11 protein-coding genes are annotated in these 13,282 nt (G+C 61.2%); 4 read left to right on the top strand and 7 right to left on the bottom strand.

Going from position 1 to position 13,282, the window contains the following annotated elements:
* Positions 1-14 precede the first annotated feature (14 nt).
* On the bottom strand, positions 15-1,073 hold the full coding sequence (locus tag NKH70_RS19740; protein ID WP_352977440.1) for an ABC transporter ATP-binding protein: 1,059 nt from the start codon (positions 1,071-1,073) through the stop codon (positions 15-17).
* Positions 1,074-1,367: 294 nt separating this feature from the next.
* Here NKH70_RS19740 and NKH70_RS19735 point away from each other — a divergent pair, with 294 nt between their 5' ends.
* The 3 genes from NKH70_RS19735 (at position 1,368) to NKH70_RS19725 (ending at position 5,193) form a co-directional block, all read left to right on the top strand.
* Positions 1,368-3,044, top strand: a complete 1,677-nt coding sequence (locus NKH70_RS19735; RefSeq protein ID WP_352491909.1) for an ABC transporter substrate-binding protein — start codon at positions 1,368-1,370, stop codon at positions 3,042-3,044.
* Between the two features lie 83 nt (positions 3,045-3,127).
* Complete coding sequence (locus NKH70_RS19730) at positions 3,128-4,249, top strand: carbohydrate ABC transporter permease (protein ID WP_352977419.1); 1,122 nt, start codon at positions 3,128-3,130, stop codon at positions 4,247-4,249.
* A 26-nt stretch (positions 4,250-4,275) separates the two neighbouring features.
* Positions 4,276-5,193: a carbohydrate ABC transporter permease gene (locus tag NKH70_RS19725; protein ID WP_352977418.1), complete on the top strand. Its 918-nt coding sequence runs from the start codon at positions 4,276-4,278 to the stop codon at positions 5,191-5,193.
* Between the two features lie 49 nt (positions 5,194-5,242).
* Here NKH70_RS19725 and NKH70_RS19720 read toward each other — a convergent pair whose 3' ends face one another.
* Both NKH70_RS19720 and hxlB read right to left on the bottom strand, forming a co-directional pair.
* The gene (locus NKH70_RS19720) at positions 5,243-5,986 is read right to left on the bottom strand and encodes a creatininase family protein (RefSeq protein WP_352977417.1); all 744 of its coding nucleotides are present in this window, start codon (positions 5,984-5,986) and stop codon (positions 5,243-5,245) included.
* Positions 5,987-5,991: 5 nt separating this feature from the next.
* Positions 5,992-6,558, bottom strand: coding sequence for a 6-phospho-3-hexuloisomerase (hxlB, locus tag NKH70_RS19715; protein ID WP_352977416.1), 567 nt, complete (start codon positions 6,556-6,558; stop codon positions 5,992-5,994).
* 186 nt (positions 6,559-6,744) lie between these two features.
* On the opposite strand from hxlB, the gene NKH70_RS19710 reads away from it, so the two are divergent.
* Positions 6,745-7,767: an aldo/keto reductase gene (locus NKH70_RS19710; RefSeq protein WP_352714765.1), complete on the top strand. Its 1,023-nt coding sequence runs from the start codon at positions 6,745-6,747 to the stop codon at positions 7,765-7,767.
* A gap of 74 nt (positions 7,768-7,841) precedes the next feature.
* Here the strand turns inward: NKH70_RS19710 and NKH70_RS19705 are convergent, their stop codons facing one another.
* The 4 genes from NKH70_RS19705 to clpP all read right to left on the bottom strand — a co-directional run bounded on the left by NKH70_RS19705 (position 7,842) and on the right by clpP (position 13,214).
* A complete protein-coding gene (locus NKH70_RS19705; protein ID WP_006201846.1) occupies positions 7,842-8,114 on the bottom strand; it encodes an HU family DNA-binding protein in 273 nt (90 codons plus the stop codon).
* Positions 8,115-8,311: 197 nt separating this feature from the next.
* Positions 8,312-10,723, bottom strand: coding sequence for an endopeptidase La (lon, locus tag NKH70_RS19700; RefSeq protein ID WP_352491903.1), 2,412 nt, complete (start codon positions 10,721-10,723; stop codon positions 8,312-8,314).
* A gap of 280 nt (positions 10,724-11,003) precedes the next feature.
* Positions 11,004-12,278, bottom strand: coding sequence for an ATP-dependent Clp protease ATP-binding subunit ClpX (gene clpX, locus NKH70_RS19695; protein ID WP_006332719.1), 1,275 nt, complete (start codon positions 12,276-12,278; stop codon positions 11,004-11,006).
* Between the two features lie 306 nt (positions 12,279-12,584).
* Positions 12,585-13,214, bottom strand: a complete 630-nt coding sequence (clpP, locus tag NKH70_RS19690; protein WP_352516802.1) for an ATP-dependent Clp endopeptidase proteolytic subunit ClpP — start codon at positions 13,212-13,214, stop codon at positions 12,585-12,587.
* Positions 13,215-13,282: the final 68 nt, after the last annotated feature.

Genomic DNA, 13,282 nt, shown 5'->3' with positions numbered 1-13,282 from the left:
TTGCTGGGGCGAAATCAGAGACGCTTGCCGGTCTCTGCGTCGAAGAGATGCACCTGGTCGAGCCGCGGTTTCAGGTGCAGTGTGTCGCCCGGCTTGAAGTCGTGGCGTTCACGGAACAGCGCCACCATCTCGCCCTCGCCGAAGCGCAGGAACACCAAAGTCTCGGAACCGGTCGGCTCGACCACCGAAATCTTCGCCGGAACACCATCGGGATGGATTTCGAGATGCTCCGGCCGCACGCCGTAGACGACATTGCGGCCATCTTCCACGGCACTGTTCGCCGCAATCGGGAACGGCGTCCCGGCGATCTCGACGACGGGCTTGTCGCCCTTGCGCACGACGCCCTTGAGCAGGTTCATCGAGGGCGAGCCGATGAAGCCGGCGACAAACAGGTTGGCCGGCCGGTCGAACAATTCCAGCGGCGCGCCGACCTGTTCGATGCGACCGTCGCGCATCACCACGATCTTGTCGGCCATGGTCATGGCTTCGATCTGGTCGTGGGTGACGTAGATGGTGGTGGTCTTCAGCCGCTGGTGCAGTTCCTTGATCTCGGTGCGCATCTGGACACGCAGCTTGGCATCGAGATTGGAGAGCGGCTCGTCGAACAGGAACACCTGCGGGTTGCGCACGATGGCGCGGCCCATGGCGACGCGCTGGCGCTGGCCGCCGGAAAGCTGGCGCGGATAGCGCTTGAGGTAGGGGTTGAGGTCGAGGATGTCGGCCGCGCGCTTGACGCGCTCAGTGACCACCGCCGGGTCGGTTTTGCGCAGCTTGAGAGCAAAGGCCATGTTCTGCTCGACCGTCTTGTGCGGATAGAGCGCGTAGTTCTGGAACACCATGGCGATGTCGCGCTTGGCCGGCGGCAGATGGTTGACGACGCGCTCGCCGATGGCAATGGTGCCGCCGGAGACCGTTTCCAGCCCGGCCACCATCCTCAGCAGCGTGGACTTGCCGCAGCCGGAAGGCCCGACCAGCACCACGAACTGCCCGTCGGCGATGTCGACGCTGACATCGTGCAGAACCTTGACGGTTCCGAACGCCTTGGCCACATTGCGGATCGCGACTTGAGCCATCATTCCCCCTTCATTTGCCGTGAAGCTAAACAACGCAAACGGCGAGGGCAAGTCAGTCTCTTATAGATAAAAAACCCATTCACGTTGACACCGCACTTCGTTGTGCGAATAGTGACAACTGCCCGGCTTATGACCCTGTTCCGGGCGCACCGGTACGCTTGTCCGGCACTGAATGCCAAGCGTCGCGGGAGGGAGAATTCGGGCCGCTATTTACGGGAGTCGCTGTCGTTGGGGAACATAATCGGCGCTCCACCATCTGAACCAATTCACAATTGACCTTCTGGGAGGAACGAGATGAAAATCAGCCTTTATAACCAACTTGTCCGCGCCGGGGCCACCCGCCGCGACGTGCTGAAGGGGGCGGCCAGCATGGCCGCGATCGCCGCGGCATCCGGCGCCGGCCTCGGCGCACTGACGCGGCCGGCTTCGGCTGCCAGCGAGCTGCGCACCAAGATCCTGCAGATCCCTGGCGTCGGCAAAGGTCAGCCGACCGATGCCGACTTCCAGAAGGTCGGCGAGCTTTGCCTCGAAGCCACCAAGGCCAACGTTAAGGAAGGCGAATTCGCCGGCGTCGAGCTCTCCTTCATGGGCCTCAACAACCAGAACCTGCACAATGTGCTTTTCCGCGGCTTCCTGAAGCCGTGGGAGGCCTATACCGGCGCCAAGATCAACTGGATCGACCTTGCACAGGCGGACTACAATCCGCGCCTGCAGCAGGCTATCGCCACGAACACAATCGACTTTGATATCGTCGAGATGGGCGCTCCTTTCGAAGGCGATGTCTGCGGCAAGGGCCTCACTTCCGAGATGCCCGACTGGGTAAGGAAGCAGATCGATATGGACGATCTGGTGGCCTATCTGAAGCCGCCGGTCGGCACCTGGAACGGCAAGCAGTATCGCGTGACCGTCGACGGAGACGCGCACAACTTCAACTACCGCACCGACGTGTTCTCCGACTCTGATCTGGCAGCAGCCTGGAAAGCCGATAGCGGCGACAAGGCAGGCCTGACGGAATGGGGCGTGCCGAAGACCTGGCAGCAGGTGCAGGCCGTGACCAAGTTCCTCAAGGGCAAGCAGATGAAGGGCCAGGACGTCTACGGCTACCTCGACGCGCCCAAGGCATGGGGTGGATTCGGCTTCTACTTCCTCGGCAGCCGTGCCAGTGCTTATGCTAAGCACCCTGATGACAAGGCGTGGCTGTTCGACGCCGATACGATGAAGCCGCGCGTCAACAACCCGGCTTGGGTGCGGGCGATCCAGGACGTGATCGACGCGCTGCCCTTCGAACCGCAGGATCAAATCAATGCCGACCCGAACCAGACCTGTTTCTCCCAATTCCTGGGCGGCACTGGTTCGATGCTGGCTTGGTGGGGAGACGCTGGCTCGAATGCGAAGACTAACGACTCCTCGGTCGTCGGCGACGTCACAGGCTTCTCGATCCTGCCGGGCTCGGACGATGTCTATAATTCCAAGACCGGCAAGTGGGACAAGCTCGCCAGCGGCCCGAACTATGCGCCAAACTGCGCCTATCTCGGCTGGGGCGTCTATGTCATGGCCCGCGTCGACAGCGACGAGAAGAAGAAGAAGGCAGCCTGGTCCGCCGCCGCCCATCTCGGCGGCAAGGACCTGTCACTGTGGTGCGCGGCGTATCCGTCGGGCTTCCAGCCTTACCGCAACAGCCATTTCGATATTCCGGAGTGGGTGGCGGCCGGCTACGATGAGGCGTTCATCACCTCGTACCTCAAGTCGGAATCCGACAGCTACAACCATCCGAACGCGGCGATCGAGCCACGCATCCCCGGCATCTTCCAATACTACAGCGCCGCCGAGGATATTTTGGCCAACACCTTCGCCGGCAAGATGAAGGCACAGGAAGGCGCCGATGCCATTGCGGCGGCCTGGGAGAAGCTGACCGACCAGATCGGCCGCGACAACCAGATCAAGCTCTACAAGGCCTCGCTCGGCATGTAGGCTATGTGAAACCGTGGTCCGGCGGCGCCGGACCACACCAGACAGCTCCGGCTCCTCGATGAGCCTTCAAACGGGCGAAATTTGTGGCTGACCAGACTTCGACCGTAAACCCGTGGCCGGCGGATGCCGTCCCTTCCGATCTGATTTCCCCTCGCCGCAAACGGCTCGGCTGGGGGCTGATGGCCGTTGCGACGCTTGGCTTGCTGGCGGTAATCGCGCTGGAGATCCTGTACAAGACCGAAGCCGACACCATCGGCTTCGAGACCTGGCGGCCCGTCGTCTATGCCTATGTTCTGTGGGGCCTGGCGATTGGCGCCGGCCAGGTGCTGACCCGCGGCGAGGACGGCCAGCGTGCCCTGTTCCTGCTGCCGGCGCTGCTGTTCACCATCGCCATGGTGATCTTCCCGACCCTGTTCGGTTTCTACATCGCGCTCACCGACTGGAACCTCAGTTCCTTCAGCGGCCGCACGTTCAACGGGCTCGCCAATTTCTGGCAGATGCTGGGCGATCCCTACTACCGCAACGCGCTGTTCAACATGGCGCTCTATGTGCTGGCGGTGTCGGTCGAATATATCATTGCCTTTGGCCTGGCGTTGTTGCTCAACGCGCAGATCCGGGCGCGAAAATTCTTCCGCGTTGTCTTCCTCTTGCCCTTGATGCTGTCACCCGTCGCGGTGTCGTGGATGATCGGCAAATCGCTGATGGAGTACCGCTTCGGACCGGCCGCGACGCTGGCGCGCCATCTTGGCTGGGAAAATCCCGCCTTCTTCTCCGATCCGATCACCGCGCGCATCGCGATCATGGTGCTGGACGCCTGGACGTTCATTCCGTTCATGATGATCATGCTGCTGGCCGGGCTGCAGGCGATGTCGCGCGAGGTGCTCGAAGCCGCGCGGGTCGACGGCGCCAACGCCTGGCAGACCTTCTGGCAGGTCACTTTCCCGCTGATGCTGCCGGTGTCGGTGACGGCGGTGATCCTGCGCATCATCTTCAAGCTGAAGCTTGCCGACATCATCATCACGGTGACGTCCGGCGGTCCGGGCGGTGCGACAGATTCCGTGTCGAGCTTCATCTATCGCGAGTATCGCGACCGCTCGAATGTCGGCTACGGCACGATGCTGGCGATGGCCTATCTGGTCATCATCGTTGTGTTCGTCACGTGGCTGTTGAAATTTGCCAACCGCTTCGTGCGCAATGTCAATTGAAGCAAGATCGGGTGAATTGAAACAAGATGAGCGTCCAGACCACCGAATATGTCGCCTCGGAGATCCGCTCGCCGGCGAGCTTCGTCGCCAGTCGCGTCTTCATCTACGGCGCGCTCGCCTTCTGGGCGTTCATCTGCCTGTTCCCGATCTATTGGACGATAACCACCTCGTTCAAGACCGCGGTCGACGTCACTCAAGGTCATTTGATCCCGTTCGTCGATTTCCAGCCGGATTGGAAAGGCTGGCGCTCGCTCGGCCTTTCACCGGACTCGATCTTCCAGACCTCGACGGTGCGCGAGGAATTCCTCAAGCGCTTCATGAATTCGGTGATCACCTCGGTCGGCGCATCGAGCCTCGCCATCATCATCGGCAGCCTCGCCGCCTACGGACTTACCCGCTATCGCTACCATTTCGCCTGGTTCAAGAACGAGGACATCTCGTTCTTCTTCCTGTCGCAGCTGATCCTGCCGCCGGTCGTGTTGGCGCTGCCCTTTCTCGTGCTTTACCGGGAAGTCGGCATGCTCGACACGCGCGTCGGGCTGATCCTGCTCTATACGCTGATGGTGCTGCCGATCGTCATCTGGATCATGCGCGACCAGTTCAATTCCATTCCCGTCGAGCTTGAGGAAGCAGCCCTTGTCGACGGCCTGTCGATCTGGGGCGCGTTCTTCCGCATCGTCATGCCGATCGCGCTGCCGGGCATGGTCGCCGCCTTCATCCTGGCAATGGTGCTGTGCTGGAACGAGTATTTCTTCGCCGCGCTCCTGACCTCGACCGACGCCAAGACCATTCCTGTCATGGTGGCGAGCCAAACCGGCTCGCAAGGCATCAACTGGTGGTCGATGGCAGCGCTTGCCACCGCCGCCATCACACCGCTCGCCGTCATCGGCATCGCGCTCGAGCGCTACCTGATCATGGGCATGACAGCGGGCGCAGTGAAATAACTGCGCCAGCCTTCCCTTCTCCACAATAAGGGGAGAAGGGAAAACCGGGCTAACCCGAAAGTGTTGCCCGCAAATGATCGAGAATCATGGCAACCCCTTTTTGCCCCAATTCCGCCGAGGCTTCGGAGGCGCTTGCCGTGTACCAGCCGGTGTTGTCGGCGAAACGGCCGGCGTCCACCGCTTCCGGACACAGCGCCAGCATCAGTGACGTCTCGCCGATGCCGGCATGATCGAACGGGTACTGGCTGTGCATTGAAGCCGGCATCAGCGGATGCACCTGCACCCAGTTGAAGAAATTGCTGCCCTCGGCGTGCTCGGCATAATAGTCGGCCATCGCCGCAGAGCCCCACCAGCCTTCGCCGCGTTCTTTCTCCAGGAAGCGGAAGATCGCCTGCCGGCCGGCGGCCTTGAAGGCGAGATCGGTTGGCATGCCGGCGGCAAAATTTTCGGTCTGGTGGTGAATGATGGCGTGGATGTTGCGGAAGCCGATGCGCAACAGGCTGTAGAACAATTCTTCCGCAAATGGCGCCAGCACATTGCCACCGACCTGCACCGAACCACTGCCTTCCGGTGCTGCAACCGCATAGCTCGCCGCGCCGTAATAGAAGGGCGGCAGAATGACGATCTCGGCTTCTTTTTCGAACAGTTCCAGGCTCTTGACCACCGCCAGCGTGTCCATTCCGACGGCCATGTGCTCGCCATGATATTCGAGCACACCGAGCGGCAACACGACCGGCCGGTTCTCGGCGATCGCCTTGCGGATCTGGTGCGGCAGCATCAATTCGTAGCGCATGACACCTACTCCATATTGGTGTGGCGGGCGCGCATCGCTTCCGGCGAGACGCCGGTCAGATCCCTGAGCTTCAGCACCATCACTTCGAAGAGGACGAACAGCGCGCCTTCGAAAACCGAGCCCATCGGCAGCACGGATGTCTTTTCCGGGCCCTGGTCGTCGGCCATGGTCTGAGCAGGAATAAGCAGTGTGAAGTCTGCCAGCTTTGCGGCAGTGCTGTCGGCTTGCGCGGTGAGCAGCAGGACGGCGGCACCGGCATCGCGTGCGACCCGCATCAAGGTCAGCACGGTCGAGGTCTCGCCCGGGCCGGAGCTGGCGAGGAAGACATCGCCCGCGCCCAGCGGCGGCGTGGTCATGTCGCCGACAACCGACACCGGCAGGCCGAGATGGTAGAGCCGCATGGCAAAACCCTTGACCTGCAGCGCCTCGCGGCCGCAGCCATAGGTGACGATCTTTCTAGCTCCGGCCAAGATGGCGCAAGCGGCGTCGATGCGGCTTTCGTCGATACGCTCCAGCACGGTGCCAAGCTCGCTCAGCGCAATCCCAAACAGGTTTTCGCCGGCGTCCGTCATGACATTTGCACCAGCTTGCCGGTGCCGGGGAACCACTTGAATATCTCGCTCACATTTGCCTCGAACAGCTTGTTTTCATTCATGCTATCACCACGAAAATCGGTGTCCAACGACACGCAGTGCTTTTGATGCGCCGCAACCGTGATAGTGTCATGGCAAATCGCAAAAACGAGGAAACGGCAGCATATGAAGACACGGCATTTCGACCGCATCGGCAATGGCGGCATCAACTTCACCGAGCTCGGCTTCGGCACCGCGCCGCTCGGCAATCTCTACCGCGCCGTCTCCGACGAGGATGCCAATGCCACTCTGGAGACGGCATGGCGGGTCGGCTGCCGCTACTTCGACACCGCGCCGCTTTATGGGCTGGGCCTTGCCGAAACGCGGCTCAATCCGTTCCTGCGTTCGAAGAAGCGCGACGACTACGTGCTGTCCAGCAAAATCGGGCGCATCATGCGCGCCTGCCCGCCGGAACAGCGCACCGGCATCGGCAAATTCTTCGACACCCCATCGCGCCGCGAGGTCTACGATTACAGCTATGACGGCGTCATGCGCTCCTTCGAAGCCTCGCTGGAACGGCTCGGCGTCGACCGCATCGACATCCTCTTCGTGCACGATGTCGACATCTTCACCCATGGCAGCAAGGAAGCCTCGGACCAGCGCATCCAGGAATTCATGAGCTCCGGCTACTACGGATTGCTGGCATTGCGCGACCAGGGCGTGATCAAGGCGTTCGGCGGCGGCATCAACGAGTGGCCGGTTGCCCAGACGCTGGCCGAGCGCGGCGATTTCGATCTGTTCCTGCTTGCCGGGCGTTACACGCTGCTGGAGCAGGAAGCGCTGCAGTCTTTCCTGCCGCTATGCCAGCAACGCGGCATCGGCATCGTTCTCGGCGGGCCGTACAATTCCGGCATCCTGGCAACCGGGCCGAAGCCCGGCGCCTACTACAATTATTCGGAGGCGCCGCAGGACATCATCGACCGCGTTACCCGCATCGAGGCCGTCTGCAAGCGCCACGGCGTGCGCCTGATCGAGGCGGCGCTGCAGTTCCCGCTGCTGCATCCTTCCGTCGTCTCGGTAATCCCCGGCGGCCAGCGGCCGGGCGAAGTCGAAAGCAATCGCTCGCTGCTCGACGCGAAGCTGCCATCGGCGCTGTGGGCCGATCTCAAGAACGAAGGCTTGATGCGCACTGACGCGCCGACGGCATAGCGCCGCCCTTTCCAACAGAAAAGAAAAACCGGATATGCCGGCTTTTCTTTTCTCTGAAAGACTTAAGGAGGCGCTTAGTTGACAGCGTCCTTGAGGCCCTTGCCGGCCGAGAACTTCGGCACGGTGCGCGCCGGGATCTTCACTTCCGCACCGGTCTGCGGATTGCGGCCGGTCGACGCGGCGCGTTTTGACACGGTGAAATTTCCGAAGCCGACAAGCCGGACATCGCCGCCCTTTTTCAGTTCGCCGGTGATGACGGAAAACACCGCATCAACCGCCGACTGCGCGTCACCCTTCGAAATACTCGCGGCATCGGCGACAGCGGATACCAGTTCGTTCTTGTTCATAAAAATTCCCTTCCATGAGAAAACCGGAACACTCGACTCAATCCGGCAGGAAACGGACTTTAGAAAGAAGCGCTCCGGCAACCAAGTCGAAAAGCGTCAAGAAAGTCGAAAAAAGCCCGGAAATCCGGGGTTCTTCACATGAAAAAGCCGGGCTCAAGGCCCGGCTCTCTCTTTGTGCATTGCAACTTTAGCAAGAGCTAATGCGCTAGCGATTTACCAGCCTCGTCTCCGACATCGACCACGGCCGGCGCATTAACGGGTTCGACCCACTGGATGGGTTCCGGCATGCGCACCAGCGCATGGCGCAACACTTCGCCAACGCGTGAGACCGGAATGATTTCCATGCCGCTCTTCACGTTTTCCGGAATCTCCGCCAGATCCTTGGCGTTCTCTTCCGGGATCAGCACCTTCTTGATGCCGCCGCGGAGTGCGGCAAGCAGCTTTTCCTTAAGGCCGCCGATCGGCAGCACCCTGCCGCGCAGCGTGATCTCGCCGGTCATCGCCACATCGGCCCTGACCGGGATACCGGTCAGCACCGAGACAATCGCCGTCGCCATCGCCACGCCAGCCGACGGTCCGTCCTTCGGGGTTGCACCCTCTGGCACGTGGACGTGGATATCGCGCTTGTCGAACAGCGGCGGCTCGACGCCGAAATCGATGGCCCGCGAGCGGACGTAAGAGGCCGCCGCAGAGATCGATTCCTTCATCACGTCGCGCAGATTGCCGGTCACGGTCATGCGGCCCTTGCCGGGCATCATGACGCCTTCCACCGTCAACAGCTCGCCGCCGACTTCCGTCCAGGCGAGCCCGGTGACCACGCCGACCTGATCGTCGCTCTCGACCTGGCCGAAGCGGAAGCGCGGAACACCAAGGTAATCGGCAAGATTGTCCGCCGTGATGTTGATCGTCTTCTTCTTCGTCTTCAGGATCTCGGTCACCGCCTTGCGCCCGAGCTTCATCAGCTCGCGCTCCAGGCTCCTGACGCCCGCTTCACGGGTGTAGGTCTGGATGATGCCGCGGATCGCGTCCTCGCCGACGGAGAACTCCTTCGGCTGCAACGCGTGGTCGCGGATCACCTTGGGCATCAGGTGACGCTTGGCGATTTCGATCTTCTCGTCCTCGGTGTAGCCGGCGATACGGATGATCTCCATGCGGTCCATCAAGGGCGCAGGGATGTTCAGCGTGTTCGCCGTCGTCACGAACATCACGCTCGACAGGTCGTATTCGACCTCGAGGTAATGGTCCATGAACGTCGAGTTCTGCTCGGGATCGAGCACCTCGAGCAAAGCCGATGACGGATCGCCGCGGAAATCCTGGCCCATCTTGTCGATCTCGTCGAGCAGGAAGAGCGGGTTGGATTTCTTCGCCTTCTTCATCGACTGGATGACCTTGCCGGGCATCGAGCCGATATAGGTGCGGCGGTGACCACGGATCTCGGCTTCGTCGCGCACGCCGCCCAGCGCCATGCGGATGAACTCGCGGCCGGTCGCCTTGGCGATCGACTTGCCGAGCGACGTCTTGCCGACGCCGGGAGGTCCGACGAGGCACAGGATCGGCCCCTTCAGCTTCTTCTGGCGGCTTTGCACGGCGAGGTATTCGACGATGCGGTCCTTGACCTTGTCGAGGCCGAAATGATCCGTATCGAGCACGTTCTGGGCAAAGGCCAGATCCTGCTTGACCTTGGAGTTCCTGCCCCACGGGATCGACAGCAGCCAGTCGAGATAGTTGCGCACGACGGTCGATTCAGCCGACATCGGCGACATCGTCCGCAGCTTCTTCAGTTCGGCTTCCGCCTTTTCGCGGGCCTCCTTGGAGAGCTTGGTCTTCTTGATGCGCGCCTCGATCTCGGCGGCCTCGTCGCGGCCGTCCTCGCCCTCGCCGAGCTCCTTCTGGATCGCCTTCATCTGCTCGTTGAGGTAGTATTCACGCTGCGTCTTCTCCATCTGGCGCTTGACGCGCGAGCGGATGCGCTTCTCCACCTGGAGCACCGAGATTTCGGCTTCCATGAAGCCCATCGCCTTCTCCAGCCGTTCCTTGACGGACAGCGTGGCGAGCATCTCCTGCTTCTCGGGGATCTTGATGGCAAGATGCGAAGCGACCGTGTCGGCGAGCTTGGAATAGTCGTCGATCTGGCTGGCGGCACCTACCACTTCGGGCGAGATCTTCTTGTTCAGCTTGACGTAGTTCTCGAAGTCGGTGACCACGGAACGCGCCAGCGCCTCGACCTCGACCTCTTCCTCATCCGGTTCGACCAGCGCAGCAGCACGGGCCTCATGGAAGTCGGGACGGTCGGTGAACGCGACGATTTTCGCGCGCGAGGCGCCTTCGACCAGCACCTTCACGGTGCCGTCCGGCAGTTTCAGCAATTGCAGCACATTGGCGAGCGTGCCGATGTCAAAGATGGCATCGGGCTCCGGATCGTCGTCGGCGGCATTCATCTGGGTCGCGAGCAGGATCTGCTTTTCCTGACCCATCACTTCTTCCAGCGCTTTGATCGACTTTTCACGCCCGACAAAGAGCGGAACGATCATGTGCGGGAACACCACGATGTCGCGCAGTGGGAGGACTGCAAAGACGCCGTCGCTGGGAGCCTTGGATAATTTGGCCATTGTCCAACCTTTCATGTCGCGGCCGCCAATCGGCCAACCGCGAATCTCATATTAACGACCGGGGATCGTTCCGCCTACCACCGTTTGTGACGGGAGTTTTACAGCACAGAATTCGGCACCACGGCCTTCTGCCATTAGTTGGAGGCACAGGGGGTAAAGATCAAGGGTCAACACGGTCCGTCCCTCCAATCCGCGGCCATTACGCGGCGCCATACGCGGTGTGCGACAGCAAAACGGCGCCCTGCGGCGCCGTTTCAGAAAAATCCATTGCCGGCTCACGTCAGGCGCTGACGTTGCCCTTCTTTTCCTTCTGCTCGGAATAGATGTAGAGCGGCCTGGCGTTGCCTGACACCACCTCTTCCGAAATAACCACTTCGCGCACGCCTTCTAGTGCCGGCAGCTCGAACATGGTGTCCAGCAGGATCGCTTCCATGATCGAACGCAGGCCGCGTGCGCCGGTCTTGCGCTCGATGGCGCGCTTGGCGATCGCCGAGAGCGCGTTCTCGTGGAAGGTCAGGTCGACATTTTCCATCTCGAACAGCCGCTGATACTGCTTGACCAGCGCGTTCTTCGGCTCGGTCAGGATCTGGATCAGTGCCGGCTCGTCGAGATCCTCCAGCGTGGCCAAGACAGGCAGACGGCCGACGAACTCGGGAATGAGGCCGAACTTCAAGAGATCCTCAGGCTCGACCAGGCGGAAAACATCGCCGGTGCGGCGATCCTCGGGCGAAGCGACGATGGCGCCGAAACCGATCGAGGTCTTCCTGCCGCGATCCGAGATGATCTTGTCCAGGCCGGCGAAAGCGCCGCCGCAGATGAACAGGATGTTGGCGGTGTCGACCTGCAGAAATTCCTGCTGCGGATGCTTCCTGCCGCCCTGCGGCGGCACGGAGGCAACGGTGCCTTCCATGATCTTCAAAAGTGCCTGCTGCACGCCCTCGCCCGACACGTCGCGGGTGATCGAGGGATTGTCCGACTTGCGCGAGATCTTGTCGATCTCGTCGATATAGACGATGCCGCGCTGGGCGCGCTCGACATTGTAGTCGGCCGACTGCAACAGCTTCAGGATGATGTTCTCGACATCCTCGCCGACATAGCCGGCCTCGGTCAGCGTCGTCGCGTCGGCCATGGTGAAGGGGACGTCGATGATACGGGCCAGCGTCTGCGCCAGCAGCGTCTTGCCGCAACCGGTCGGGCCGATGAGCAGGATGTTCGACTTCGCCAGCTCGACGTCGTTGTTCTTGCCGGCATGGGCGAGGCGCTTGTAGTGGTTGTGGACGGCCACCGACAGTACGCGCTTGGCGTAGGGCTGGCCGATGACGTAGTCGTCGAGAACTTTTAGGATTTCCTGCGGGGTCGGCACGCCCTCGCGCGACTTCACCATCGAGGTCTTGTTCTCCTCGCGGATGATGTCCATGCACAGTTCGACGCATTCGTCGCAGATGAACACCGTCGGCCCGGCGATCAGCTTGCGCACTTCGTGCTGGCTTTTGCCGCAAAACGAGCAATAAAGCGTGTTCTTGGAATCACCGCTGTTGTTGCCGACCTTGCTCATTTTCCTGTCCTTTCATGGCCGCCCGCCGATGGTCTGGTTGAAAGGGCGTATATTCAATCTATCGCGGGAATCCGCTGCCGCCAGTGCCCCGGCTCCCGCAACGCATTCCGTACGAAACACAAATCGGAAAACGGGGCAATGATTCGAACAACCCCACGCGCAAAGCTAAGCCGTCGAAAATCAACATAGCCTTAACGTAGGCAATTGCACCCGTCGAGGGAACAGCCAATTGTGGCCGAAATGCCGCAAGCTGCGCCAAAAGCGCGTGATCCCGCCACTCATTGCCACCGCGGGGCCACCGCGGACCTATAAGGCAATACCTTCGACCGGCTCACGTGACGAAATGACCTTGTCGATGAGGCCGAAATCCCTGGCCTCGTCGGCAGTCATGAAATGGTCACGGTCGAGCGTTTTTTCAATCTCATCGTAGCTCTTGCCGGTGTGCTTGACGTAAACCTCATTGAGGCGGCGCTTCAGCTTGATGATGTCCTGGGCATGACGCTCGATGTCGGAGGCCTGGCCCTGGAAGCCGCCGGAAGGCTGGTGGACCATGATGCGGGCGTTCGGCGTGGCAAAGCGCATGCCCTTCTCGCCTGCGGTGAGAAGCAGCGAGCCCATCGATGCGGCCTGGCCGATGCACAGCGTCGACACAGCGGGCTTGATGAACTGCATGGTGTCGTAGATCGCCATGCCGGAGGTGACGACGCCGCCGGGTGAGTTGATATAGAGGTTGATTTCCTTCTTCGGATTCTCCGCCTCGAGGAACAGCAGCTGCGCGCAGACCAGCGTCGCCATGCCGTCCTCGACCGGACCGGTGATGAAAATGATGCGCTCCTTGAGGAGCCGCGAGAAAATGTCGTAGGCCCGCTCGCCGCGATTGGTCTGTTCGACCACCATCGGAACGAGGTTCATGTAGGTTTCGACGGGGTTCTTCATGGACTATCCCTTTTTGAGGATGGGATTCCGGCGCCGGAGATTTGCAATCGGGCAGAATCGGTTCTGGA

It is taken from the genome of Mesorhizobium sp. M0991 (assembly GCF_040318915.1).
In the GTDB taxonomy this organism is placed as follows: Bacteria; Pseudomonadota; Alphaproteobacteria; order Rhizobiales; family Rhizobiaceae; genus Mesorhizobium.
This window is presented reverse-complemented; position numbering and strand designations above follow the sequence as displayed.